19 protein-coding genes and 2 pseudogenes are annotated in these 25,490 nt (G+C 53.6%); 9 read left to right on the top strand and 12 right to left on the bottom strand.

Features of this window, described 5'->3' with window-relative positions:
* Positions 1–244 (top strand): annotated as a pseudogene (locus tag H6F43_RS19115) (hypothetical protein); the annotation flags it as partial.
* Positions 245–399: 155 nt separating this feature from the next.
* Here the strand turns inward: H6F43_RS19115 and H6F43_RS19110 are convergent.
* From H6F43_RS19110 to H6F43_RS19075, 7 genes and pseudogenes are all read right to left on the bottom strand, one after another.
* The gene (locus H6F43_RS19110) at positions 400–687 is read right to left on the bottom strand and encodes a hypothetical protein (protein ID WP_190344429.1); all 288 of its coding nucleotides are present in this window, start codon (positions 685–687) and stop codon (positions 400–402) included.
* Positions 671–936 (bottom strand): annotated as a pseudogene (locus H6F43_RS19105) (BrnT family toxin). The gene H6F43_RS19110 and the pseudogene H6F43_RS19105 overlap by 17 nt, the downstream one beginning before the upstream one ends.
* Positions 937–987: 51 nt before the next feature.
* The gene (locus H6F43_RS19100; protein WP_199290454.1) at positions 988–1,242 is read right to left on the bottom strand and encodes a hypothetical protein; all 255 of its coding nucleotides are present in this window, start codon (positions 1,240–1,242) and stop codon (positions 988–990) included.
* Positions 1,243–1,976: 734 nt separating this feature from the next.
* A complete protein-coding gene (locus tag H6F43_RS19090; RefSeq protein WP_190344426.1) occupies positions 1,977–3,434 on the bottom strand; it encodes an HlyD family efflux transporter periplasmic adaptor subunit in 1,458 nt (485 codons plus the stop codon).
* 119 nt (positions 3,435–3,553) lie between these two features.
* Positions 3,554–6,643 carry a peptidase domain-containing ABC transporter gene (locus tag H6F43_RS19085; RefSeq protein WP_190344423.1) on the bottom strand — a complete coding sequence of 1,030 codons (3,090 nt, stop codon included), beginning with the start codon at positions 6,641–6,643 and terminating at the stop codon, positions 3,554–3,556.
* Between the two features lie 18 nt (positions 6,644–6,661).
* A complete protein-coding gene (locus tag H6F43_RS19080; protein ID WP_242025759.1) occupies positions 6,662–7,471 on the bottom strand; it encodes a peptidylprolyl isomerase in 810 nt (269 codons plus the stop codon).
* An 80-nt stretch (positions 7,472–7,551) separates the two neighbouring features.
* Positions 7,552–8,766 carry a glycosyltransferase family 4 protein gene (locus H6F43_RS19075; protein ID WP_190344422.1) on the bottom strand — a complete coding sequence of 405 codons (1,215 nt, stop codon included), beginning with the start codon at positions 8,764–8,766 and terminating at the stop codon, positions 7,552–7,554.
* Between the two features lie 418 nt (positions 8,767–9,184).
* Between H6F43_RS19075 and H6F43_RS19070 the strand changes: the two genes are divergently transcribed.
* From H6F43_RS19070 to H6F43_RS19050, 5 genes are all read left to right on the top strand, one after another.
* Positions 9,185–9,802 carry an IS607 family transposase gene (locus tag H6F43_RS19070; protein ID WP_190344420.1) on the top strand — a complete coding sequence of 206 codons (618 nt, stop codon included), beginning with the start codon at positions 9,185–9,187 and terminating at the stop codon, positions 9,800–9,802.
* Between the two features lie 166 nt (positions 9,803–9,968).
* Positions 9,969–10,235 (top strand): GlsB/YeaQ/YmgE family stress response membrane protein, encoded by a 267-nt coding sequence (locus H6F43_RS19065; protein WP_190344418.1) that lies wholly within the window; start codon positions 9,969–9,971, stop codon positions 10,233–10,235.
* Positions 10,236–10,274: 39 nt separating this feature from the next.
* The gene (locus H6F43_RS19060) at positions 10,275–11,078 is read left to right on the top strand and encodes a DUF2382 domain-containing protein (protein ID WP_190344435.1); all 804 of its coding nucleotides are present in this window, start codon (positions 10,275–10,277) and stop codon (positions 11,076–11,078) included.
* 311 nt (positions 11,079–11,389) lie between these two features.
* Entirely contained in the window at positions 11,390–13,000 is a 1,611-nt protein-coding gene (locus H6F43_RS19055) for a general stress protein (protein WP_199290453.1), read from the top strand.
* 83 nt (positions 13,001–13,083) lie between these two features.
* The gene (locus H6F43_RS19050; protein WP_190344414.1) at positions 13,084–13,545 is read left to right on the top strand and encodes a BON domain-containing protein; all 462 of its coding nucleotides are present in this window, start codon (positions 13,084–13,086) and stop codon (positions 13,543–13,545) included.
* Positions 13,546–13,653: 108 nt separating this feature from the next.
* Here H6F43_RS19050 and H6F43_RS19045 read toward each other — a convergent pair whose 3' ends face one another.
* On the bottom strand, positions 13,654–15,312 hold the full coding sequence (locus tag H6F43_RS19045; RefSeq protein ID WP_190344412.1) for a response regulator: 1,659 nt from the start codon (positions 15,310–15,312) through the stop codon (positions 13,654–13,656).
* A 302-nt stretch (positions 15,313–15,614) separates the two neighbouring features.
* Here H6F43_RS19045 and H6F43_RS19040 point away from each other — a divergent pair, with 302 nt between their 5' ends.
* The gene (locus H6F43_RS19040) at positions 15,615–16,481 is read left to right on the top strand and encodes a hypothetical protein (RefSeq protein WP_199290452.1); all 867 of its coding nucleotides are present in this window, start codon (positions 15,615–15,617) and stop codon (positions 16,479–16,481) included.
* An 83-nt stretch (positions 16,482–16,564) separates the two neighbouring features.
* Here H6F43_RS19040 and H6F43_RS19035 read toward each other — a convergent pair whose 3' ends face one another.
* Positions 16,565–17,557, bottom strand: a complete 993-nt coding sequence (locus tag H6F43_RS19035; protein WP_190344411.1) for a ribose-phosphate pyrophosphokinase — start codon at positions 17,555–17,557, stop codon at positions 16,565–16,567.
* A 450-nt stretch (positions 17,558–18,007) separates the two neighbouring features.
* On the opposite strand from H6F43_RS19035, the gene H6F43_RS19030 reads away from it, so the two are divergent.
* Positions 18,008–18,466, top strand: a complete 459-nt coding sequence (locus H6F43_RS19030; protein WP_190344409.1) for a GatB/YqeY domain-containing protein — start codon at positions 18,008–18,010, stop codon at positions 18,464–18,466.
* Between the two features lie 103 nt (positions 18,467–18,569).
* Complete coding sequence (locus tag H6F43_RS19025; protein WP_190344407.1) at positions 18,570–20,474, top strand: serine/threonine-protein kinase; 1,905 nt, start codon at positions 18,570–18,572, stop codon at positions 20,472–20,474.
* A 97-nt stretch (positions 20,475–20,571) separates the two neighbouring features.
* Here H6F43_RS19025 and H6F43_RS19020 read toward each other — a convergent pair whose 3' ends face one another.
* From H6F43_RS19020 to H6F43_RS19010, 3 genes are all read right to left on the bottom strand, one after another.
* A complete protein-coding gene (locus H6F43_RS19020) occupies positions 20,572–22,554 on the bottom strand; it encodes a family 10 glycosylhydrolase (RefSeq protein WP_190344405.1) in 1,983 nt (660 codons plus the stop codon).
* Positions 22,555–22,694: 140 nt separating this feature from the next.
* Positions 22,695–23,603: a tetratricopeptide repeat protein gene (locus tag H6F43_RS19015; protein WP_206754586.1), complete on the bottom strand. Its 909-nt coding sequence runs from the start codon at positions 23,601–23,603 to the stop codon at positions 22,695–22,697.
* Between the two features lie 367 nt (positions 23,604–23,970).
* A complete protein-coding gene (locus H6F43_RS19010) occupies positions 23,971–24,477 on the bottom strand; it encodes a hypothetical protein (protein WP_190344404.1) in 507 nt (168 codons plus the stop codon).
* Positions 24,478–25,490: the final 1,013 nt, after the last annotated feature.

Below are 25,490 nucleotides of genomic sequence, written 5' to 3'. Positions count from 1 at the left end.
GCGCTTCCAACTTGGCGAACTCAACCTCGTTGCCTACCAGGACATTCTGGAACTGCTGGTGCAAAGCCTTCGCGGTCGAGTCACCCTTGATGCGCTAGCTGCAAGCCGCCTCTTGCCATCGGAGTTTGAGGATATCCTGCTTGTTCTGGCAACGTTGCCCTCGATCGAGAGTGACGTTGCTCATTTGCAAGCAGCGCTGCAGCAAGCAACCCAGCTGGAAAACGCGCTCATGCAGGTTGCGTAACCGATAGTGTTGGTACTGACGATCGCACCCACGATCGTCAGTACCAGCACTACCGCACAAGGCAAACGCATCAAAGTCTGAAATTGAGCGTCAAGGTTTAACATTCCGGTTTCTTTCAATCCGCTGCATCGCAATTGTTAGGATAACGTTCCCGTTCACCCGCCGCTAACATCTTCTCGAACTTGACCAGCCATCTCTGAACAGTCGGGTGTAACGGGATTGTTAGCTGGCTGGCGCTGAGCAACCTGCATCAACAACCGTAACACTTCATTTACAGCGTCCTTAGTCGGAAACGCCTGAGCGACATCAGGATCAAGAAGAACTAGATTTGTTCCTGCTCGATAACGCTTAATATACTTGCCTCTTACACCCCCTTCGAGTTGAGAGAAGTCGTACTCAGGGCGTAATTCATCTTCCATTTCGCTATCAGCTTTCCTGTTCATAAAACCTCCTTTCCTGACGAGTGGCTGTACGGGCACTGATGATTCGTACTTTCTCTCCTCGGTCAGTGTGAGCAACGACTAAAAGCTGACCGAATCTTGATAAGCCAATGATAACGTAGCGACTTTCTCCAATTGAATGATCTGGATCGGGAAAAGTGACCGACAGCGAATCGTCAAACACAGTAGCAGCTTCCTCGAAAGAAATATTGTGTTTGTCCTCACTTTATCTAGGTTCCACTCAAATTCCATCCAAACCATTCACAATCAACCATGTTTGTGAGTCTAGCAGCTAATTTGCTCTCAGTCGGTTTCAGGGCAATCGTCACCTTTACGCAAGATTTTGACAAAACAACCAGAAGCACGATCAAACAAAACATCAAATTCGCTGTTTGGCATTCTCAAATCTGTTGGAATCATTTGAGCGGAAAGTGTTTCCTGATCTCCGCCATCTGCCAGTCCAATACCAGGACAAAGAATGACCGTAATTTCTCCGTTCCGTAAACAACCCAGAACTCTTGCTGGATAACGCCAGTATTTAGACATTTTCAGCAGCACATTGATACATGAACGACGAAATAATCATTGCAGCCAACAAGCAACTTCTAAACTACTGCCATAACCTGCAAACGAAGCCAGTTAACTTGTTATTAAACGGAATCTTTCCGCCTATTTAACCTAGCGTCGGTGGATCGGCGGAATCTTTCCGCCGATTGCTCTAAACTAGGTTCTGTTGACAATTCAACGCAGCCAGATGAGCCGCGTTTGCTCCAACGGTTGTCGCGCTGATAGAGGCTATTCCAGTTGCCATAGGACGGCGGCAGTAAGCGCCATTGCGCCCCGGAACGGGTCATTCACAGCACTGCCTCAATGAACTGCCGACACGCTGCTTCCTTGCCGACGTACACATCGGGTTGTTGCCGTAGAAACGTCACGATCCGCTGCCAAGTACGATCATCTAAACTCATCACGGTTGTTGTCCAGGCTAGATTTTCCTTCCATTGTCGCAAATGTCAACAGAACCTAGGCAGATCGGTAGAATCTCTCCGTATATTGCGCCAACTGCTGTGGATTGGCAGACCGCTTCCGCATTGCTTCAGGTAGGTACGGATCGCTCCATGAGTACCGTCAAGTACACAATCGATCCGTTGACTCGTCTGCTTATGGAACCTCACTTAATAGTGGCGCAAGTAAGCACGATCGCACCGGGACAACGACGCAGCTTTTCTATTGCGCGCTTGCCCCCTGCCGCATTTGTTCTGCAACGCTGCTTTAGATGCGTTTGCTCTGCACTACCGCACGAACTTTAAGCTCTCTAACTGCTTCGTAAAGCCGTCGAGGAAAATGCTCATGACCGTTCGCTGGCGGACCTTGATGTTGGTAGTAACGGACATCCCCGATTGCAGCAGCAGCGTGCGTCCATTCTGAGAAAGCCCCTGCTTGTCCAGTCTCACTTTCGCTGGGAACGTGTACATTGGCAGGGCTTGGGTTGGTGGAAGCGCATCTGCGCCAACAGAAACGAGTTCTCCTTGAATGTCGCCGAACTCATTCGCGGGGAATGCGTCAACTCGGATATCGACAGGCATCCCTTCTTTAATAAAGCCAATGTCCTTGTTGGTGATGGAGATTTTAGCAACCAGGGCATCTTCTGGCACAATTTTCACCAGGGTTTCCGTTGCGTTCGTGACATAGCCTGGGGCAGCGGCTTTTAGATCGAACACGGTGCCATCGACCGGAGCGCGGAGTTCCTGGTATTTCAGCGTCAAGTTCGCTTGACTAATCTGGCTATTGATCTCAGCGATTTTCCGTTCGTTATCGACGATCGCCTTGTTTATCTGGCTGTCGATCTCCGCAACTTTCTTGCTATTCTCAGCAATCTTTGTCAGCAGCTCCTGTTTGCCCTGCGCCACCGTGTTCTGTAGCTGCTGCTGCGCCTGAGCAATCTGAAGTCGGATGCGCTGCTGCTCTTGCAGCAAGCCGTCAAGTTCTGCCCGCCGCGTCCGTACAGTCTGCTGCTGCTGGAGAATTTGCAGGCGGGAAACTCCCCCTTGTTGAGCAACCGGTTCAAGGTCGCTATAAATTCGCTGAGCGTAGCTCAACACATCCCTAGCGCTGGCAATCCGAACCTGGTTCAGGTTGAGCTGTTGCTGAAGCTGTCCGACTTCTAGCTGGGCTGCTGAAACCCGCGATTCAAGTTCTGCCTGGCTCGATTGCAGCCGCACCATTTGCTCTGGCAGCAGAGCCATTCCTGCGGCTGAGCCTTGCAGTTGCGCTCGGTAGAGCTGGTTTTCTGATAGAAGCATCGATCGACTTTTTGTCAGCGATACCACCTCCAGAGGCAGGCTTAGCCCTGCAAGCTGCCCCATATCTGCCGAGGATGCGCCTCCAAGTAGCTGGCTGCGGTAGAACTGAGTTTCCTGCATCAGCGAGAGGCGATTTTTTTGCAGCGAAGTCAACTGCGCTTGTGCCGCAGTTGGGTCGAGCGTTAACAGCAAATCGCCTTTCTTAACTCGCTGTCCATCCTGGACGTGCACGGTCTTCACCACTCCATTCAGCGGCAGCTTGATATCCCGCACTTGTCCCTGCGGCTCTAGCTTGCCTGCTGCTGGAATCGCCTCCTCAAACTTTGCCACCGACGCCCAGCCGATGCCAAACGTCGTGACACCCATCACGCTCAGGACCACCGCATGAGACACGCGAGGCGATCGGCGCAGCAGAACAGGTTGATCAAACTGGTAGGTGGTAGTCATGGTGTTTGTTATTAGTGATTAGCCGTCAGTTGTTCGTCGTTCGTGGTTGGGTGCCGTTTGCAATTAGTAGTGTTAATTCTTAAAACCTGAGGCGCTAAAAACTAATCACTAAAAACTCATTACAGTTGCGATTCTTGCTGGCGATACAGGCAGTAATAGCGCCCACGCTTGGACATTAGGTCGTCGTGGTTGCCTTGTTCTACGGCGATTCCCTGGTCCATCATCAGGATCACGTCCGCGTTGCGAATGGTGCTGAGACGGTGCGTGATGAAAAAGACGGTGCGCCCTTTCAGCGCCTCAGCAAGGTTGAGGCAAACTTGACGCTCCGATTCGTAATCGAGGGCGGATGTGGCTTCGTCCAGAATCAGCAAGCGGGGGTTTTGCAGAACGGTGCGGGCGATCGCAATCCGCTGTCGCTGTCCTCCAGAAAGGGCGGAACCGCGCTCCCCAACACGAGTGTTGTAGCCGTTAGGCAGGTTCATGATGAAGTCGTGAGCAGCGGCAACTTGGGCGGCGCGGATAATCTCCTCGGAGCTGGCGTCGGGATGGTTGAGGGCAATGTTTTCCTGGATAGTGCCGTCGAATAGCAGCGTATCCTGCGGCACAATGCCGATCTGCCGCCGCAGCGAGTAGAGTTCGACTTTGCTGATGTCGTAGCCGTCGACCAGAATGCGCCCGGCGTCCAGTGGATACAACCGCGGCAGCAGCTTCATCAAGGTACTTTTACCAGAGCCGCTCTGACCCACGATGCCCACAAACGATCCGGCGGGAAACTCCAGATTGACGTTGCACAGTTGCAGCGGACCGCTGGGATTAAAGCGAAACGAAACGTTGTCGAAGGTGACGGTGCCCTGAATACTGGGCAGTGGAATATTCTGGCGATCGAGGTCATCGGCTTCTGGAGGCGTATCAAGAATATCGCTCAGGCGCTCTAGCGATAGAGCCGTCTCTTGGAAGTTCTGCCACAGTTGGGTCAGGCGCAGCAGCGGACTGGTGACATAGCCTGCGATGATGCGGAAGGCGATTAGTTGCCCCAGAGTCAGGTTGCCTTCCAGCACCAAATACGCCCCAGCCCATAGCACCATTAGGCTAGACAACTGACTGAGAAAGTGGCTCGTAGAGCCAGCAATGGTCGAGATCAGTACGGTTTTGAATCCGGCGGATACGTACTTGGCGTAGCGCTCTTGCCACTGCCAGCGCGATCGCAGTTCGATGTTCTGCGCCTTGACGGTCTGAATCCCAGACAGCACCTCTACCAGATACGACTGAGTTTCCGAGTGGCGTTCGGCTTTAGTGCGGAGTTTGCGGCGGACGATCGGCGATGCCAAAGCGGTCAGTATTGCAAACAGCGGCAGCGTCGAAAGTGCCACCAGCGCCAGAACCCAGCTATAGGCAAACATCACTACGATGTAGATGACTGAGAAGATTGCATCCAGTACCACCGTCAGCGCTGTCGTCGTCAAGAACTGGCGAATATTTTCGAGTTCGCTCATGCGGCTTGCCAGTTCTCCAACAGGTCGGCGCTCGAAATAGCGCAGCGGCAACCGCAGCAAGTGGTTGATAATTTCGGACCCCAGCGTCAGGTCGATCCGGTTCGTGGTGTCTACAAACAGGTACGTTCGTAAACTGCTTAAAATTGCTTCAAACACCGCAATTACGACCAGAAAAATGCCAAGGACTTGCAGCGTTCCAAGGCTTTTCTGCACCAGCACCTTATCGATGATCACCTGGGTCATCAGTGGGTTTGCCAACCCAAACAGCTGCACAAACACCGACACCACCAGCACTTCCAGCAGTACCCAGCGGTAGCGATAGACCGAGGGCATAAACCAACTCAGCCCAAAGTTTTTCTTGGGTGTCTCTCGCGTCGGCTGAAGCAGCAGAACTTCAATCCGGTTGGGAGGGTCGCTGGTAGTCTCGGCACCGTCGGGTAGCTCATCGGCAGTCTGGACCTCGACCTCATTGCGGCTATTTAACAGGTCCTGCGGTTTGCGGCGTAGGACGCCTCGCTCTGGAACACCGACCACCATTACGCGATCGTTCACCTCGTACAGGACCCCGAAGCCGTTTTGCCAACGAATCAGGGCAGGGGTTTGTAGACGGCTCACCGACTTGACTGGAATACTGACCAGTTGGGCACTGAGCCCCATTAGTTCGGCAACGGCTCCACACAGTGGCAGAGAAATTGAGCCCGTGCGCTGGTACTGGGTCGTCAGCACCTTGCGAATCATGTCGCGGCGGAACGGCAACCCCATCTGCTGAGCCAACATCTGAAAGCACGCCAGCGTAGACTCTACCGGACCACGACCGGACACGTGCGGGTAGCGACGCCGCGAGGATTTTTGCTTGGGTTGGGGACGATCGCGGGGATCAGTCCGAGACTCTGGCACTACCCCTGGCTCAACGTCGATCGGTGGTAGCGACTGGGGAATCATCGACGGGATTGGAGCCGTGGACGACAGCGCGGTTGCCGGAATCCCAATCAGCCGTGTCACTCCGCTTGTTTCAAGGTCGCGGGGGGCAGTATTCACATCAACAGAACTGCCGATCGCGGGTTTGGGCAGTGGCATTCCACCGCTGACTAACCACAGCCAATCCGGATGCAGCGTGTGGGGAGAGTTTGGGAAGTTCTGTGGCTTCAGTCGCTCGGCTTGTGTGCGATCGTTCGTCAGGTTGTGCACCACCGTCTGCGACCACACGCTCATTGCCAACTCTCGCACGTCTTTGACGGCGGCGTGCTCCAGAATCAGGGCACGATCGGCGCGGCGATTTAGCTCCCGACTCAGCAAGTCAAACACTTCCACAAGGGTAGGGTGACTGTGGAAGTAGACGGCGACAGAGTCCTCCTGCTCTAGCAGCGTCAAAAACTCGCTAGCCGGCAGCGCTAAACAAACGGCATCGGTCGAGGCAATTACGGTTTCGCAAGCAATGCCCCGGACGATCGCGGACCATCCAATCACGGCTTCTGGCTCTAACCGCTGCAGCGTCACGGGCACATTCGTGTCGGGGTCATGCCCCAAACTCCGCGCCTGTCCCTGATAGAGGAGCGAAATTTCAGTCGGCTCTTGGTCCCGCTGTAGGATCGGCTGACCCATCTCGTACCACTGAAACTCCACTTTCCTGGCGATTCGAGACAGAACCCGCTCAGGAAGTGCCTGGAAAGGAGCTAATCCAGATAAAAACGTTTGAGCAACGCTGGTAGTGAACATGTTCGGTGGGGGTGGAGTTTACGATGCGGACTCAAGACGTGCCAAGTTCCCGCGGAGCCAACGTCCAAATAGCTCGTTGAGCAGGCGCTGACGCATGGCGTCATCGAACTTGGCAGGCAGCAGCTTTTCCATGCGCACAATCACGACCCACTCTCCAATACGGCTGGGCGGGTGGAGGTGTCCGGGCTGACTGGCAGCAAGACGCTGCGCCAATACGGGGTGAGGGACGCTTAGCTCGACGGGTCCAACGAGTCCATCGGTGGAGGCTTCGGACCCCTCTGAGTACTCCCGCGCCAGTTCTCCGAAGCTTTGCTCACCTGCTTCAATTCGGAAATACAGTTCTTGAGCCGTGTTCCAGTTGCGCGTGCGAATTAACGAGTAAATTACCTGGTCGAGCTGAAATTTTCGCTGAAGGAAGTAGGACTCGACCTTGGCACCCCACGTTACCTGCTTAAACTTCTCAATCCGCTGCCGTCGTGTCGCCACCTCCTCTAGGTGCTCTGCCGTCAGATAGTGCTGCTCTAACCAAGCCTCAAGATCTGCATCTGACGTAATGTGGTTTTGCTCCAAAAACTGCTGCCGCGCCGCTTCCATTTCGTCCTCGGTGCAGGTGATGGCACCGATCGCCTCGTCGATCAGCATTTCGCGTCGTAGCTGAGGCAGCAGCCCATATTTTCCCAGCAGGGGCAAAACGCTGTCTGGAGACAACATTCGCTCGTATGGTTGCGCCTGAACCTCATCGCTGGGTGGCTTGTCTATCGGTTGGTTGATGTCTACTTGAATATCGACTTGATTGTTTGTTTGGTCGTCCACCGTCTCTGTCCGCATCGCGTGTTCCTCGCAGCCTGATTCACGTTGATTGCGGCAGATGTACCCCTAATTTGACGTGCGTTCTCGTTCTCACGGACTCATCCGGTCGCCGCTTGCATCAGCCATTGCAGATGCAGCGGCAGCAGGTGCGCTAAGTCGTATCGCTCCACGATCGTGTTTCTCGCGTTCGTCCGCAGTTCCGCCATCCGGTCAGGATGGGCAAGCACTTCATCAACGCGATCGGCGATCGCGGCTGGCGAGAAAAAGTCCACCAGCAGCCCGTTTTTGCCATCCTCGATTACCTCCGTCACCGGACCTGTACCCGATGCCAGCACCAAGCATCCCGCTGACATCGCTTCCAGCATCGACCACGACAGCACAAACGGACGAGTCAGGTAGATATGCACCGAGGATGCTTGCAGCACTTGAAGGTACTGGTCGTAGGGCTGCAGCCCTGTAAAGTGCAGCCGCGATCGATCCAGCGGCAGCTTCTCCAGCATCAACTGTTTGTAGGTCTTGCCGTCCGGCAGTTGCTTGCCGTAGGCAACTCGATCGTCACCCACTACAACAACGTGGCAGTTTGGGCGTCGCTCCTGAATCAGCGCTACTGCCTCCATAAACTGCGGGAAGCCGCGATATGGCTCCATGCCCCGCGCGACATAAGTGACAATCTCGGATGCGTGAGACAGATCTAGCCCCAGCGATCGCAATACAAGCGGCGCTCCGGGCTTTGGGCGAAAATAGGTCGTATCGACGCCGTCATGCCGCACCTGAATTTTGCTGTGGAACTCCGGCGGGAACTGCTGCCGCTGCCAGTTGGTCGGCGAGAGTCCGGCATCGCAACTGTACAAATCCAGCAGGATGGGCGAGTTTTTTACCCGGATGCGTAGTTCGTCATTTAAGTCGAGCGGGTCGCTGGGGTCAAAGTCGGAGTCGGAGCCGTGGGCGTGGTAGAACCACTCAAAGAAGCACAGCAGTCGAGCCTGTGGAAACACGTCTTTGATGAACAGCGTTGGTCCCCATCCGGAGTGTCCGTACACGACATCTGGAATAAAGCCCTGCTCTTTCAGCTTTAGCGCCAGTCGGCAAACGGCTTGACCTTGCAGTACAGCGCTCTCCAGCGATCGTACGTAGTGATGCGTTTCAGGATTAACGTCGCGCGACGGCTGATAAATTGCCTTTACTACGCCCGAAAGAGTGCCCTCTTGCCGCATGGTGCCAAAGACAATCTGATGAGCCGGGTCTTTGGCAAGCGCGACGGCTACATGGCGAAACTGAGCTGGAAAGTTGGGATGTAAGAATAAAATACGCATGGAAATTGCTCGATGATAGAATGCGAATCCCTGAGAGCTGTACACCAACGATGGTGAGGGACTCAATGACAAGACCCCCGCCCGCTTTCATCCTCGTCTACTTCTTCTGGACGCTCAAGCCGGAATCGGATGTTCTCAGAGAGCTTTACCCGAAATTTACACCTCGGGGTTGCTTTGTGAGGGTTTCTCTGTACTTAAAATCACGTAATTGAACTGACCATCCGTGTCCACTGCCAACTCTTGGTTCAGCGGCTTGTGTACTGCCTACAGAGTGGCTGTGCGGACGCTAGCCATTGAGATGCTCCGATCGCTAATTGACCCATCGAACCGATCGGCATACTCCTCAAGACAGAGTCAGATATCTCAGCAAACTTATGCAGGCTGAAGTGCCCTCACATTTCTACATACAATTAAAGGCATGAAGGTTGGCATTGGTCGGGCAGCAACTGAATTAGGCGTTTCACGGGATACCCTGCGCCGCTGGGAGGCAGCGGGGAAGATTGCAGTTGAGCGGACGCCCGCCGGACACCGCCGCTACGACTTGGCTCAGCTTCGAGGACTGGTTCCTCACAGAACGCCGACCGAGCGAATTACTCTCGCTTACGCACGGGTCTCGATGCAAAGCCAGAAAAAAGACTTGAAGAACCAAGTCAATCTCCTGGAAGACTACTGCCTTGACCACGGCTGGGAGTTTGAGGTAATTGAAGACCTTGGCTCTGGCGTTAATTACCGTAAAAGTGGTCTGCGGAAGCTGATTCAACGAATTTGCGATGGCGATGTGGGTCGGCTGGTCATGACCGATCGCGATCGTCTGCTGCGGTTTGGGATTGATCTCGTGTTTGCCATGTGCGAGAACTTCCGAACCGAAGTTGTGATTATGAACGTCAGCTCCTTAGAAGACTTTGAGGACGACATTGCGGAAGACATTTTAGAGATCATCACGGTCTTTTCGGCGCGGCTCTACGGCAGTCACAACGATAAAAACCAGAAGATCATTGAACGACTGATGGATATTGCTAAAGAACTGGCAGATTAACGGTGCGCCTAGCAATGCTTGAATGCGGGAACGCCTCGCTTTAGGAAGGCTGCATAGATTTGCGCAGATTCTCTAAGCAATTTTAGAGTTCTTTCAAGAGATGGAGGGTGCTGACGGCTGCGGGTTGATAGGGTTTAAGCGTCAACTCACACAGGAAATTTGAGTCATGAATCTACTTGCTTGGATCGTTTTAGGGTTGATTGCTGGCGCGATCGCCAAAGCCATTGACCCCGCAGCTAGAGGCGGCGGCATCCTCAGCACGCTGCTGCTAGGAATCATTGGTGCGTTTGTTGGCGGAACGCTGGCAAACTTGCTCACGGCGGGGGGTCTGGCGCTGACTGCTTCAACCCTGAGTCTTCCTGGCATTTTGATTGCGGTCATTGGTGCGGTCATTGCCGTTTTCGTTTGGCACCGGATTCGCGCAGCGGCTTAGTTCGGCACGTGTAAACCGTTGAGATTGCAGGAGGGCATGATGCCTCTTCATAAGATTCGCGATTTTGATCCAGACTACCGCACGCATTTCGACCACAACGATATCAAAGGCTTCGACCTCTACAGTGGCGCCGAAAAAGTTGGCGCGATCGAAGACTTATTTGTCGATGACAACGGCAACTTTCGCTTTTTTAGGATTCATATCGGCAGGTTTCCGTTCGGCAAGACGGTGCTGCTACCAATCGGACTCACGCGAGTGGACTACCCAGCTAAACGAGTTGACGTCGATCGCCTCAGCCGTGCCCAACTTGAGTCCTTGCCTGCTTACAACAGCAGCCTGTCCAGCGATGCGGTTGAAGCCCAAGTCCGGCGACTGTATCGGTCTGCGGATGCAGTTCCGCAAGACGCTGAGCTGTATGAATTGAACGATCGCGACCATCAGACGCTTAAGCTGTACGAAGAGCGACTAATTGCCAACAAAACCCGCCAAAAAACAGGAGAGGTTCTAGTTGGCAAGCGAGTTGAGACAGAAACTCAGCAAGTTTCGGTGCCGATCGAGAAAGAGCGAATTGTAGTTGAGCGCATGGCTCCAGCGGATGCCGATACGCCCGTAGCGTTGGGGGATGCTGTGTTTGATGCAGGCGCAGCCGTTCGACTGGATATCTACGAAGAAGCTGTCGATATTCGCAAGGAAGCCTTTGTCCGCGAGCAGATTAACGTCCGCAAAGAAGTCGATCGCGATACGGTTGTCGCCGAGGAGCCACTTCGACGGGAAGTGTTGGATCTGCAAACGAGTGGCTCCGATGTCCTCCGGACAAACGAGCAATCGAGTGAGCAATTCTAAGAATCGTGGATTAAATAACGTAGGATAACTGTCTTAGACAGCCCACAGGACGCTCACCGCATAAAGTTTGCACGCATCTAATCCACTGTTTCAAGCCGTGTATTGCTAACCCAGTGAGCGATCGACGCCACCAAAAGGTAGCCAGCAATTTAGCTGTTCTTTGACAAATCCAATTTTTTGCAGGAGGTTAACGCATGACAATAAGTCCGATAAGCCCCGTGACGAGCAGACACAGGCGGGCAGTTGGCGTGTTTCCGAATCGACGGGATGCTGAATATGCTCTGCACGCACTGAGAGATTCAGGCTTTCCAATGGATCGCGTTTCTATCATTGCCCGCGATGGCGATCGACAGGGTGATATCGCAGGTACCGAAGTCAGCGATTCCGTAAAGGCGGAGCGCTCCGCGAATCACGTCGGTAGCAAGGCAGACGACGGCGCAAAAGTCGGGGCAGTTTCCGGTGGAGCGATCGGCGGGATCACTGGCTTGCTGGTCGGTTTGGGGCTGTTGGCAATTCCGGGTATTGGTCCCGTAATGCTAGCGGGCGCACAGGCAACGATTCTCGCCACGACTCTTGCTGGCGGCGCGATCGGAGCAGCGACAGGCGGCTTGGTTGGCGCGCTGATTGGCTTAGGAATTCCTGAGGAGCGCGCCAAGGTTTACCACGATCGTGTGGCGCGAGGAGACTATCTGCTGATGCTCGAGGGCAGCGACGCTGAACTAGCACGAGCAGAAACGATTCTGTACCATTGCGGCGTTGAAGAATACGGCGTCTACGATCTTCCAAACAGCGCGACAGTTGCGCATACTGCTCCTGCCTCCGTCTCAATGGTTTCCCCAATTGCCCCATCTAGTGGCATCGCGATCGAGCGAAGCAAATATGCGATCGGCTTCTTCGCCAATGAGGTCGATGCCGATCAGGCAATCCGCGTCTTACGAACCGCTAGCTTTCCGCTGAACCAAGTCACACTCGTTGCGCGAACGTTCGATCGACGGCAGGCATTTGCAGGGGTCGATTTGCGCGGTCGCCTCGAGGCAATGCGACTAGGATTACCCGCTGAGCGTGCTCGCTTCTACAACGACCAGATGGCGCAAGGCAGCTACGTGATCGTTATCAATGGGACCGAAGCTGAAGTTCAGCGAGCAGAGTCCATTCTCACCAGTCGCCGTCCTCACGAGTGGGGCGTCTATGACCCTACGCTAATCGGTAGCGCGGAGTCGGTAACGCCCACACCCACGATCGCGTACGACCGCGACCCGCGCCCTGCTACCGTTAATGTCGGTCCGCACAAGCGAGCGATCGGCGTCTTCGCTAACTCTCGCGATGTTAAGGCAGCGCTGACGGATCTGCGGGATTCTGGGTTTTCCATGAATCAGGTGTCTGTGATTGCGAAGGACACCAATCAGCCCGATCGTCTTGCAGGCGTGGAAACAACCTCTCGCCCAATCAAAAAAGCTGAGAAAGGCGCGAAAACAGGAGCCGTTACGGGCGGTGCCTTAGGCGGACTCGGCGGTTTGCTGGTTGGTCTTGGCGCTCTGGCGATTCCTGGAGTTGGTCCAGTCATTTTGGGTGGAGCAGCCGCAACCGCGCTGGCTACGGCGGTTTCGGGTAGCGTGATCGGTGCAGCCGCTGGAGGTCTTGCAGGTGGACTTGTAGGCGTCGGCATTCCCGAAGACCGCGCCAAGCTCTATAACGACCAGTTTGAGCGGGGCGATTATTTGGTCTTAGTGGATGGCACCGAGGATGAGTTGCGTCGCGCGGAAGCCATTCTCAACCGTCGAGGCATTCGCGATTGGGGGATCTTTGATGCGGTCAGTGGCAGCACACCACGTACCCGTGACTCAGCCACTGTAGACTCAGCCACCGTAACGGAGCGTAAGCCGAATGTAACGGTCATCGATCGTCGGCATGAAGCTCGTTAAGTCGTCCGAACCTGGTAGGAGCAGGTGCATCAAACCTGACTCCTACCCATCTAACTACTAAAATTTAACCAAGGATTAACATCATGAAAAAGGTAACTGCTTTTGTAATCAGCGGTCTGTTGCTGCTTAGCGCTGCCGCTTGCGACACGGCTAAAACCAATGTCGAGTCGCCCAACACTACAAAAACCAATGCTCAAGCGCCTGCCCAAGACACTGCACAAAAGACACAAAACGACGCTACTAGTGAAGTTCGCAGAAGACAGCTCAACTCCGACACTCGCTCCCGCGAACAGCGCGATACAGTAGCTGGGAGCGACAACGAGCGCACGGCGGGCGACCTCAAAAGCGAGGTTCGCAGCAAGCTGGAAGCCAACCTGCCTGCTAGTCAGCTAGCCGTTGACGCCAAGGATGGGGCTGTAACCGTATCGGGAACGGTTCCTACTCAGCAGCAGTTCAACAAAATCGAACCGCTGGCAAAAGAAATCAACGGCGTTAAGAGCGTGACAGTCAAGGCAACCGTTGCGCCTGCAAAGCCTAAAAGCTAGTGGCAGTAGGCAGTAGGCAGTAGGTAACAGGATCAGTACCTGTTACCTATTACTGATTTCTAGTGGCATTGCAATATTTAACAAGCGCTGGGTCTTTTCAGCCGCTTCTTACAACACTTTACTGAGGTACTGGTGCACAAACTGCACGCAGATTGAGCCTTCACCCACTCCGGAGGCAACTCGTTTGACCGAGTTATGCCGCACATCACCCACCGCAAACACCCCAGGAATATTGGTTTCTAGCAAATACGGTTCGCGATCGAGCGTCCAGCCTTTGGGGCGTTTGTCCTTCAAATCAGCACCCGTTAGAATAAAGCCGCGATTGTCGCGCTCCACAACCCCATCTAGCCAATCGGTGCGCGGTTCGGCTCCAATGAAAATAAACAGCGATGTTGCCGGAACCGTTTTTACATCACCCGTTACTGCGTTTTGAATCGCAATCGCCTCTAAGCTCGTGTCGCCTTTTGCCTCCAGCACGCTCGAAAACGTTTCCACGCTAATGTTCGGCATCGCCTCGATTTGGTCAATCAGATACTGCGACATGCTTTTAGTCAGCGATTCGCCCCGTACCAACATCGTTACCTGACGGGCGTATTTCGAGAAATACATTGCGGCTTGTCCCGCTGAATTTGCGCCGCCGATAATGTAAACATCCTCGCCCTGACACGCCAGTGCTTCGGTCTGCGCAGCTCCGTAGTAGACTCCGGCTCCGGTGAGGCGATCGACCCCCGGAATTGCCAACCGTCGCCACGACACTCCTAGCGCCATAATCAGCGCGTGACAGCTAATTTCGCTGCCGTCTGCCAGTGTCAGAATGCGATACGGATCTTGAATGCGAATGCCCGTTGCTTCCTGTGGCGTTAAAATCTCCACCCCAAAGCGTCTTGCCTGCATTACAGCGCGGCGCGCTAAATCACCACCGCTCAAGCCTACTGGGAAGCCAAGGTAGTTCTCGATGCGGGAACTGGTACCTGCCTGTCCTCCAGGCGCTTCCCGCTCGATCATTACGGTCCGAAGTCCTTCAGATGCGCCGTACACAGCGGCAGCTAGTCCAGCAGGACCACCCCCCACAATTACTAAATCGTAGAACGGGTTGCCCGCCTGTGTCTTTAATCCAATTCGCTCGGCAATCTGACTAGGCGTCGGCTGCATCAGGGCTCCCCCATCCGCAAAAAGCACCAAGGGCAACTCAAGTCGCGTGCAATTAGCATATTCGGCTAGCTGCTGGGCTTCCTCAGATAGCTCAATATCGAGCCACTCGTAGGGCACCTGGTTACGCGCCAGAAAATCCTTCACCTGATGCGATTGAGGCGACCAGCGGTTGCCGATGACGCGAATTCCTTCAAACGGCGGACGATAGGACGCAAACCAGTCATCCAGCAAATCATCCAGCACTGGATACAAACGCTCTTCGGGTGGGTCCCACGGTTTGAGCAGGTAGTAATCAAGTTGGGCGCTGTTGATGGCGCGAATTGCCGCATCGGTATCGGCGTACGCGGTTAGCAAGACCCGCTTCGCGATCGGAAATAGCTCGATCGCCTGCTCCAAAAACTCTACCCCGTTCATCTGCGGCATTCGCTGATCTACCAGAAACAGCGCAACCGTTTCGTTTCTCAGCTTAAGCTGCTGCAAAACATTGAGTGCAGTAGCACCGGAATCCGCTCGTGTAATGCGAAAGCGATCGCCGTACTGCCGCCGCAAATCGCGCGCGATTGCTTGAAGAACCTCTGGGTCATCATCGAGCGTCAAAATAACTGGCTTCGCCATAAGTCTTAAGTCTATAGAGTCAGCTTTGTAGGATCGTCAAGAAATTTACACCAAGACTGTTTCGCCACTTGCGCTTGCGAAAACCTTACCACAGAAGCACTAAAATCGCTTCTAGCTCAGGTTTGGGATAGTGCGGCTTCTAGATAGCGATCGTCTGAACAATGGTTTGCCTGAAATTTTGAAATCGAGATTTTGAAATCACTGTGTTGATTGGTAGGTCGCGTCCGGTAAAGTCCATCAACCTCCGTAATTAGCCAGTAGAAATAGGTAGTTAAATAGTGTTCCTGATTGCCCGACAGTCGATGACTCCAGCAACTTCCGCTCCTCTCGCTTTTGCAACCGCGATCGTTCAGAGATGGACGCGCTCAGCCTTGGTTTGTCTGAGCCTCTTAACCACGATCGCCCTACCAGCAACCGCTGCTACCGAAACGAAAACGGCGACGTTGGGAGATGTGAAGGCGGTTTTGTCCTACCAGAAGGTTGAAACCGAGGGCTGGGCGCAGTATCCAGACAAGCGAATGACGATTCAGCGATCGGGGCAAACAATTCTGGATGCAGCACTGCCTAATGATAGCGAGTATGACCGACCGCTGGTTGATACGGAGTACGGCTATTTTCGAGTTGTAGATTTGGAGGGCGATCGGGAACCAGAGGTTCTCCTCGACTTGTTTACAGGCGGGGCACACTGTTGCACGTACTCGCTGATTTACCGCTACGATTCCAAAACCCAGCGCTACACGTCAGAGCGATTTGATTGGGCACACTCCGGCTATCGGCTTGAAGATCTCGATCGCGATGGCATTCCAGAGTTCCGCAGCTTAAACAACCGCTTTGCGTATGCCTTTGCCAGCTTTGCTGGCTCAGCAATGCCGCTGCAAATTTGGCAGTACCGTCAAGGACAGCGGGTCGATGTCACCCGTCGCTACCCTAAACTGCTTTACCAGCAAGCCTACACGTTCTGGAACAGCTACACGGAGGCAAAGCAGAAAACCTACGAGGAAGTCAAAGGCTTACTCGCACCCTACCTAGCAGACAAGTGCCTGCTAGGACAGGGGCAAGATGGCTGGCAGCGCGTGCGGCAGACCTATCAAGAGCGCGATCGCGACTCCTTCTTTACCAATCTGCGCCAGTTTCTCAAAGAGGGCGGCTACCAATGTGGTAAGGAATGAGGAATCAGCAATTTGGTCCTGTAGGAACTGCTAATCCCTGACTGCTTCTAAGCACTGACAGTTAACAGCTACCAGCTAACGTCCTACCGAAACATACTGCTGACTGAGCTGTCTTCGTGAATTCGCCAGATAGTTTCGCCCAGCAGGTTTGCCACCGACAGGACCGTGAGCTGTTGGAAGCGCTGGTCATCTGGCACCGGAATAGTGTTTGTGACGATGACCTCTTCAAACAGACCGCTAGAGAGACGCTCGATCGCGGGCGGTGAGAACACCGCATGGGTGGCACAAGCATAGACTTGTCGGGCGCCCTGCTGTCTCAGCAGGCGGGCACCTTCGGTAATGGTGCCTGCAGTATCGATCATGTCATCGACTAGGACCGCAGTTTTACCTGCCACATCACCGATGACGTTCATTACCTCTGCAACGTTGTGCGCCTGCCGTCGTTTGTCAATAATTGCCAGCGGTGCATCACCCAGCTTCTTGGCAAACGCTCGTGCCCGCGCAACACCGCCAACGTCTGGCGACACCACGACTAAATCAGACAGTTGCTTGCTAGAGAGATACTCAATTAGCGTGGGAGAACCGTAGACGTGATCGAGGGGAATGTCAAAATAACCTTGAATCTGAGCCGAGTGCAGATCCATTGCCAGGATGCGGTTTGCCCCAGCCTGCGTAATCAAATTCGCGACTAGCTTGGCGCTGATCGATTCGCGTCCTGCGGTTTTGCGATCGGCTCTAGCATAGCCGTAGTAGGGAATCACTGCCGTTATTTGACGTGCCGACGCCCGCCGACAAGCATCGATCATAATGAGCAACTCCATCAGGTGGTCGTTCACCGGACGGCACGTAGGCTGGAGCAAATAGACATCGCAGCCTCGAATCGATTCTTGAATTTGAATGTAAAGTTCACCGTCCGCAAAACGCTTGCGAACCATCGGTCCCAAATCCATTCCCAAATAGCGGGCAACTTCTTGGGCAAGCGGAGTATTCGCTGAGCCAGAGAGCAACCGGAGACGACTATTTTCAGTGAAAGATGGAAGAGAAGCCTGGATAGGGAGAGTAGCGGAGCGAATCACGGTATGCCCTCAAACGCGCTGATCGCAATATTATCACTTGACTTTGGAAACAGCCTCTAGGATATTCCCGATGTCCTAAACAGTTGTAGCAAAAATTCAGTGAAGTTCATCTGATGTAGAGATTACTAAATGGAGTTTTTGCACTATTGAAGTCAAATTTACGCTAGCTTCATATTGTGCTGGGAAACGTCACAAATTAGTTCAGTACGTCTACGGGTTTCATCTGCTTCATGATGATTAGGAACCCACGATCGCAGCAGGCTCCAATATTGAGAGAGGGTTACATCATGGCTCTAATACGGCTTAGCATGACAGACTGCGGCTGACTAAGCCCGAAGACTCAGCACTTTAAAAGGGGGTTGGGCACTGCCGAATTCAACCCGACGCGATGCTATGAGACGATCGTCTCAAGACAGATAATTTCTGAAAGTAGAATAAAGGTTTGGACCTATGAGTTTGAAAGATCGAATTGCAGAAGACATTAAAACCGCAATGAGAGCGAAGGATAAGATTCGGCTAGAAACGGTGCGCAGTATTAAAAACGCCATCTTAGAAAAAGAAGTCAGCGTGCGTCCGTCTGGACAAACCGAACTGACCGAAGCGCAGGAAATGGACGTGCTCGTGCAACTGAGTAAGCAGCGCCGCGACTCGATCGCCCAGTATCAACAGGCAGGGCGCACAGAGCTAGTCGATCAGGAATCTCAGGAATTAACCATTTTGGAGGAGTATCTACCTAAGCAACTTTCGGACACTGAGATTAGTCAGGTAATTGATGAGATTGTTGCTCAAGTGGGTGCCACGTCTGCGAAAGACATGGGCAAAGTCATGGGACCTGCTATGCAGCAGCTCAAGGGCAAAGCAGACGGCAAGAAGGTGCAGGAACTTGTGAAAGCCAAACTGAATGGCTAGACGCAGATTAACCAACCTTTGACAGAATAGAGGGCAGCCCAGCGTCTTTGCTCGATCGTGACTGAAGCTCAATCCATTCTCCACCTCATTCTGACAGACAGACATGCGACCACCTCTGCCAACCGGAACCATTCTGCAAAACCGCTACCATCTGCTCAGCGTTCTAGGGCAAGGGGGATTTGGTCGAACCTATTTAGCCGAAGACCAAAATCGATTCAATGAGCTTTGCGCCCTGAAGGAACTGACTCCTGCCCAAGGGGAAGGCTACGCACTGGACAAATCCAAAGAGCTATTTCAGCGAGAGGCACAGATCCTCTACCAGATCCAGCATCCACAGATCCCCAAATTTCTAGCGAACTTTGAGGAGGACCAGCGGCTGTTTTTAGTTCAGGACTACGTCGAGGGGCAGACCTACCGGACGCTGCTAGAACAGCGCAAAGCCCAGGGGTCTGCGTTTTCCGAATCTGAGGTGATGCAACTGCTGCGGCAGCTTTTACCCGTTCTGGCACACATCCACGCCAAAGGCATTATCCACCGCGATATTGCGCCGGACAACATCATGCGGCGAGAGCGGGATGGACTCCCTGTTCTAATCGATTTTGGTGTCGTGAAAGAGCTAGCGACGCGGCTTCAAGCGTCAGCGATGGTTCCCCAGCCCACAGCAGTTGGCAAACCGGGCTACGCGCCCAGTGAACAGATGCAGACGGGCAGAGCCTACCCCAGCAGCGATCTCTACTCGTTAGCGGTGACGGCGGTCGTTTTGCTGACGGGTCGGGAACCGCAAGAACTCTTCGATGACACGACTTTGACGTGGTATTGGCAACGGTGGGTTACGGTGAGTCCGGGATTCGGGCAGGTGTTGAACCGGATGCTGAGCTACCGACCGGGCGATCGCTACCAGTCTGTCAGCGAAGTTGTGCAGGCGCTGCAAGCTGCACCCTCTGCGCCCATTATGGCAACTCCTACTCCAGCAGTTCCACCACCGTCGGTACCCGCACCGCCCCCCGCAACAGTGCCTCCCACGCCCGATTTGTCTCGAATGCCGACGATGGCAGTTGGACGCCGACCGGAACCCACCGCGGCATCCAGCACGCAGCGCTCCTCCGATCCGGTCATTCCTTCAACGCGCAGTTCCCTATGGGACGACCCGTGGGCGGTGGCGGCGATCGGCACAGGACTCGTGGTTCTTACGGGACTTGGCTCATGGGCAGTGGTTCGGGCTGTGCTAAATCCGCCACAGCCGACGCCGATCGTGTCGGAGACGCCCATTCCAGTCCCAACTCCGACGCCCTCACCCTCGGTCTCTGTTACGCCCACGCCTAAGCCGACTCCGACTGCCACGCCCGTCACTTACAGTCAGAGCCTTAGCGTGGTGCCCGATGCGCGTCCGGTCCGTCGCAGTGGGACGCTGCGATCGAATGAGACCGTCACCTACATTATTGATGGAGAGCAAGGACAGCAGCTAGACGCGCAGCTTAACAGTGAGGGAGTGCTATTGACGGTGCTGGGTCCAAACCAACAGTCGATCGACAACCAATCGGAGCGACAAACCCGTTGGCAAGGCGAATTGCCTTACACAGGCAGCTATTATCTGCAACTCAGTCCGGTCAAAGGCTTAGACCGCAGCGACTACCAACTCAGTGTTCGTTTAGCCAATCCAGTTGAACCCAGCCCCAGTCCGTCGCCCACGACAACGCCGCCCGCAACGGTGGAAACGGAGCAAATTAGCTTTCCACCAGGCGCAACCGAAACTACAGTCGCTGGACGGATTCGTCCCGGTTTAGTGCGGCGGTATTTAGTGACAGCCGATGCAAGTCAGTTTCTGCGATCGGTCGTGCGGGGCGGCGATGTAACGTTCACCGTTCGCTACCCGGATGGACGCCCCGTAGAAGACGCCGCTGGCTTGGCGTCTTGGGAGGCTCAACTTCCCAGCGGTGGTGTGTATCAGATTGACGTAATTTCGACTCAGGACACGAGCTATCAGCTAGAAGTCGGTGTTCGGAATTAGGGGCAGCTGTTATGCGTTTGTGAGAGACGCCTTTTATAAAGCAGAATTGCCGCAAGGTAGCCTGAAGCCTCTTTCCAGGCTACCTTACGGCTGCTTCTTAGGACGTTACCGAAACGACAACACCAAGGCTTTCAGCTGCTAATCGATTCACCGCACACAAAGCGTAAGTTCCGCTAGGAACAGCCGCAGTCGTTGTCTTTGCTGGCAAGATTTGGCGCAGCGTCCAGCGATCGTTTTGCTTCTGGTACAGCGTCCAGGCGCGGATGTCTGGAGTGGCAACGCTCCAGGTCAACTTACCGTCGCGGGCGCGGACTCGCGTGGGTGGAGTTGGAGTGGACAGCGTTAGCCACGGAATGACCGGAGCCAGAACTGGATCGCGGTAGATGGCGGTTTGGAAACGATCGCTGACGCCCTGCCGATTGATAGAAAACGTTTCCATGCTGTAGAAGATATTGCCAAGGGCGAAGCGATCGCGCTGCTGACGAGTCAGGTCCACCTGGCGCTCAATCTCTGTCACATCGCGATCCTTACCGTTTAACAGCGCAATGTTATTCCCTATGTACACATGCCGCTGCTTGGGATTATTTGCCAGCCACCAATTCAGCAGCACCGGGTAGCTTTGAGCAGGCGCGTCAATTTTCCAGTAGAGCTGCGGCGTCAGGTAGTCCATCCAGCCCTGTTGCAGCCACTTAAGCGAGTCAGCGTAGAGTTGATCGTAGGCATCCAGACCGCGAATGGGTTCCGGCTGCCCAGGGCGATAAATTCCAAATGGGCTAATGCCAAATTTGACAAACGGCTTTTCGGCACGAATACCCGCCGCCAACCGCTGAATCAGTTGATTCACGTTTTCGCGCCGCCAATCTGCGCGAGGCAGCGTGCCGCCGCTGGCTTGATAGGCTTGATAGGTTTTATCGTCGGGAAAGCTTTTTCCGGCGATCGGGTACGGATAGAAGTAGTCGTCGAGATGAATGCCATCCACGTCATAGCGCCGCACCACATCCAGAATCACGCGGTACGTCCGCTCCTGAACCCTGGAAGCGCCAGGGTCCATCCAGAGTTGATTGCCCCACTCGTACACCACATCGGGATTCGTTACAGCGATGTGGGATGGTGCGTTGACGGTTTGCGGCGTAGAGCGGGCGCGATAGGGATTGAACCAGGCGTGCAGTTCAATTCCTCGCTGGTGGCACTGGTTGATCGCAAATTCCAGCGGGTCGTAAAACGGCTCTGGTGGTTTGCCTTGCTGTCCGGTGAGCCAGTGGCTCCAGGGTTCTAACGACGAAGCATATAGGGCATCTCCCTCTGGGCGCACCTGCAAAATTAGCGCATTCAGGTTCAGCGCTTGCATCTGGTTCAGCAGCGCGATAAACTCCGCCTGCTGCTGTGCGGCTGGAAGCCCCGGTTTCGAGGTCCAATCGCGGTTCCACACGGTTGTGACCCAGACGGCGCGGAACTCGCGGGTATGGCTAACGCGGACGGTTTGCAACCAGCGCACGATCGCCTCCGAGGCGATGGGCGGTGCTTGCTCTAGATGCACCAGCGTTTGATAGATGCTGGTGGCAACTTCGGCGCGGGTTGCGGCTTGCTGCGGTCGGAGCAACTGCCACGTTGGAAAATTAACCACGAGTTCGGTATCGGTGGCAGCGGCGATCGCGTTGGTCGCAAAGCTGGGAATTTGCGCACTGTCTTGATACACCTCTGCGAGCGGAATGGATCGCGTCGCGGTGATTCCTAAACCGCTGACTAGCGCCACGAGCACTTGAGCGCGAGTGACCGTTTCATCTGGGCGAAAGCTGCGATCGGGGTAGCCGGACAAAAACCCCGCCTCATAAGCCTGACGAATAGCGTTAGCTGCCCAGTAGTTGGCGGGTACATCGACAAAGGGAACGTTGGGACGCTTCGGCGGACGGGCAAAAGCCGTCTGAACCAAAACGGCAAACTCGGCGCGAGTGACCGCGCGATTGGGGCGAAACGTTTGATCGGGAAAGCCGCGCACAATATTGCGCTGAGCCAAGGACTCGATGAACGATCGTGCCCAATGCGCTTGAATGTCTGAAAACCGAGCCGATGACCCAACCATAGTGCTGTCTAACCCTCTGCCAGCACTACTATACTCTTGCTGATTGCGCTTCTTGCGATCGCATTCGTAAGTTCAAGTTCAGGTGTTGCAACGACACACGGCGATGGAGAGTTACAGCGGATCGCGATCGTGGTGCAGCCTCAGCGCTGCGCGGTTCTCGCTTTCTGCAACTGCTGATCTGCCTTTGTTGCCCACTGAGAATTGCCCTGCGCGGTGTACAAGTCTTTGGCGTACTGCAAAAGTTTTTGCGCATCCTGGAACTTGGTCTGCCGCAGGAATACCAGTCCTGCGGCGTAGTAGGCGTTGGCGTAGTTAGAGTTTGCCTGAGCAGACTGCCGGAACGACTTCAACGCACCCTCTAAATCTCCCTGATTAAATAAAAGAGAGCCAAGGTTGTAGTGCGCTTCGGCGTAGTTGGGAAAAATTTTGACGGCTTGCTCGAAGGCGGCGCGGGCTTCCGGCAGTTTGCGCTGCTGCATGTACACCAAGCCCAGATGGTACGGCGATTCGGGTGCGTTCGGGCTGAGTTGGATTGCCTTTTTGAACATTGTGGCAGCCGCGTCGAGGTTGTTTTGGCGCTCTAGGGTCAGCCCAAGGTTGTAGTGTGCGAGTCCGAGTTTGGGGTCAAGCTCGATCGCCCGCTGCAAGTAGTCTTTTGCCTGCGGCAGGTTGTTGCCTTCTAGTAGCGAGGCTCCTAAATTAGCGTAGGCAAGGGCGAAGGAGGGGTCTGCCTGAGTTGCTTGATAGAACGCTGTGGCGGCGGGCTGTAGCTGTCCTTGCTGCCGCAGCGCCAGACCTAAGTTGTAGTGGGCTGCTGCCATGCGAGGATCGAGTTGCCCTGCTTGTTTGAAGGCGGCGATCGCTTCGTTAATTTTTCCCTGCTGGATGTACTGCAAGCCTTGGTTCACCGCTGCTTCTGCGGTTTGTCCTGCTTGGGCAACGGTTGCTGTAGGAGGGGCTGCTTGAATGGGTAGCGCTATCGTCAACAGTCCGCTGCTCAGCAGAACTGTACTAATCGATCGCCCAAGTTGCCGCATGAATCGTTGCATGGGATGGCTCACTGCCGAAAGAGAATGTAGCGGAGATCTTACCGGAAGTTTGGGAAAAGCGATCGTAAAATCTACCAAAGCTGGATAGGATGGTTTTTGCTTTATTGAGGTGTACTTGACTCCTCTATAATCAGTTCCCAATGCGATCGTCACGCCTGCAATGCGATTGTGACTTGCTGCAATGCGATTGTAAGTTCTGCAATGCGATTGCGGCTCCTGCAATGCGATCGCGATGCGTCTCTCTTGAAAAATCGCAACTTCTAAAGACCTCTAGCGGGAGCTAGAAGTTTATCTGGCTCTCCTTGCTGTGTCGGAGCGGGGATGAGGAATAGGTATTCCGTATAGGCTGTCGTCCCAACTTAAAAGCCTACTCTTGAAGTCTCTGTCCTTGATAAACCGTTGGAATCGCAAGCGTCATCAACATCACCAGGTTTGCAGCCCAGAACAGTACAACGCCAATAAAGCCCACAAATGCCAAAGGGGACAATGATAGTTGGGTGAATCCTTCCAGTAATTGCCACAGTCGAAAAGCGGTGTAGCAAAAGCCAATGGGTACCACGACACTAGGAACTAACCACCGACTGAACGTGTACTCAGAGATTAGCTGCACCGCAACGACCAGTAGGTAACCCCCCCAGAACGTCAATGAGGAAGGTTGCCTCCAAGCCTGAAGGCACAAAGCGATCGGCAGTAAAACCCCAACAACTAGGGCTAACTTGACCCACCACCTCAGAAATGATAGTTGCTGTTCATTAAATCCAATTTCTGCTGAGAAGGGAAGACGTTGAGCTTTAACGCCAACGCCATAGCCGATCGATAAGCTAGTTGCAAACAGAATAAAAAGCGTGATAACTAGTCCGCTATTAACTGCCATAACTTCCTCTACCCAATCTTCAGCACTGCTTTACATCCTTAACCTTAATCCTACTAGCCAAAGATAGTTCTATGAGAGGACACGTTTTTGATCAGCCTAGGGGAGGAATTTAACAGCTCAAATCAGTGGCGATAGACAACCTCGAATTCAGCATCAGCGACTTTCCAGTGCCCACTCTACAGCTCTAAAACTTATCAGAGCCAGCTAAGTTTCGGCTCTACCTCGGACAAGACATCAATGCAATCATTAACTGTTACGACGAAGTAATGTATAAACCCGAAGTTATTCAATCGAATTGCACTCCGTCCAATTCGATTGTGAGTCCTGCAAGGAGATCGCGAAGCGCCACTCTTAAGGAATCGCAGCCCCTTCAGTTATTTGTAAATTCGGTTACGCTCCGCTAACCCATCCTGAGCAAAAAATAGATGCATTACGTTGGCACCAATACATCCTACTGACTAATCTGCTGAAAATTATCCTCTACTAAATCTATTAGCGATCAGCCAAGATAGTCCAATCGTCCCAAATTGAAGAAACATGAGCCAGGGTGTAAAAATATTGTTCAGTGTCCATATAGCCCAACCTCCGGCAACCACCCTTAGCATTTTATCTCCAGCAAAAATTCCAGTAAGTATAGTTGTTACAGCTATTAGTAGTTGATAGGACATTACAGACATAAAACTAACCTTTTAGACGTGGTGTTGTGTAGAACTGATAGATGCGCTACGTTGGCACTAATGTATCCTAATGCTCTTCTTAACTATCAACAAATGAATTTCATAACGATTTGAATTCCTGATTTAAGCTCATACCTAAAGCTAGAACTTCATCTACAAATTCTGAGTACTGACTAGCTTGATTCGCAACTTCTACATATTCAAGCTCTGCAAATGTCATTTCGGCGCTGGTCTGTTAGAAAGTGATGAGTAAAATGGTTGCATCGAGTGGATGAGAGCCGATGCACTGCCCAGTCTGTGAAAGTCAGCAGGTCGTCAAAAACGGCAAGGTTACCC

Source organism: Leptolyngbya sp. FACHB-36, from assembly GCF_014695955.1.
GTDB lineage: Bacteria > Cyanobacteriota > Cyanobacteriia > Leptolyngbyales > Leptolyngbyaceae > FACHB-36.
Note: the sequence above shows the minus strand (reverse complement) of the source record. Positions and strands in the feature narration are given on the sequence as shown.

What these genes read in the sequence shown, in the direction of transcription:
- H6F43_RS19110 (WP_190344429.1), bottom strand. Translation starts at nt 687, where the DNA reads ATGAACAGGAAAGCTGATAGCGAAATGGAAGATGAATTACGCCCTGAG.
- H6F43_RS19090 (WP_190344426.1), bottom strand. Translation starts at nt 3,434, where the DNA reads ATGACTACCACCTACCAGTTTGATCAACCTGTTCTGCTGCGCCGATCG.
- H6F43_RS19085 (WP_190344423.1), bottom strand. Translation starts at nt 6,643, where the DNA reads ATGTTCACTACCAGCGTTGCTCAAACGTTTTTATCTGGATTAGCTCCT.
- H6F43_RS19080 (WP_242025759.1), bottom strand. Translation starts at nt 7,471, where the DNA reads ATGCGGACAGAGACGGTGGACGACCAAACAAACAATCAAGTCGATATT.
- H6F43_RS19075 (WP_190344422.1), bottom strand. Translation starts at nt 8,766, where the DNA reads ATGCGTATTTTATTCTTACATCCCAACTTTCCAGCTCAGTTTCGCCAT.
- H6F43_RS19070 (WP_190344420.1), top strand. Translation starts at nt 9,185, where the DNA reads ATGAAGGTTGGCATTGGTCGGGCAGCAACTGAATTAGGCGTTTCACGG.
- H6F43_RS19065 (WP_190344418.1), top strand. Translation starts at nt 9,969, where the DNA reads ATGAATCTACTTGCTTGGATCGTTTTAGGGTTGATTGCTGGCGCGATC.
- H6F43_RS19060 (WP_190344435.1), top strand. Translation starts at nt 10,275, where the DNA reads ATGCCTCTTCATAAGATTCGCGATTTTGATCCAGACTACCGCACGCAT.
- H6F43_RS19055 (WP_199290453.1), top strand. Translation starts at nt 11,390, where the DNA reads ATGGATCGCGTTTCTATCATTGCCCGCGATGGCGATCGACAGGGTGAT.
- H6F43_RS19050 (WP_190344414.1), top strand. Translation starts at nt 13,084, where the DNA reads ATGAAAAAGGTAACTGCTTTTGTAATCAGCGGTCTGTTGCTGCTTAGC.
- H6F43_RS19045 (WP_190344412.1), bottom strand. Translation starts at nt 15,312, where the DNA reads ATGGCGAAGCCAGTTATTTTGACGCTCGATGATGACCCAGAGGTTCTT.
- H6F43_RS19040 (WP_199290452.1), top strand. Translation starts at nt 15,615, where the DNA reads ATGACTCCAGCAACTTCCGCTCCTCTCGCTTTTGCAACCGCGATCGTT.
- H6F43_RS19030 (WP_190344409.1), top strand. Translation starts at nt 18,008, where the DNA reads ATGAGTTTGAAAGATCGAATTGCAGAAGACATTAAAACCGCAATGAGA.
- H6F43_RS19025 (WP_190344407.1), top strand. Translation starts at nt 18,570, where the DNA reads ATGCGACCACCTCTGCCAACCGGAACCATTCTGCAAAACCGCTACCAT.
- H6F43_RS19020 (WP_190344405.1), bottom strand. Translation starts at nt 22,554, where the DNA reads ATGGTTGGGTCATCGGCTCGGTTTTCAGACATTCAAGCGCATTGGGCA.
- H6F43_RS19015 (WP_206754586.1), bottom strand. Translation starts at nt 23,603, where the DNA reads ATGCAACGATTCATGCGGCAACTTGGGCGATCGATTAGTACAGTTCTG.
- H6F43_RS19010 (WP_190344404.1), bottom strand. Translation starts at nt 24,477, where the DNA reads ATGGCAGTTAATAGCGGACTAGTTATCACGCTTTTTATTCTGTTTGCA.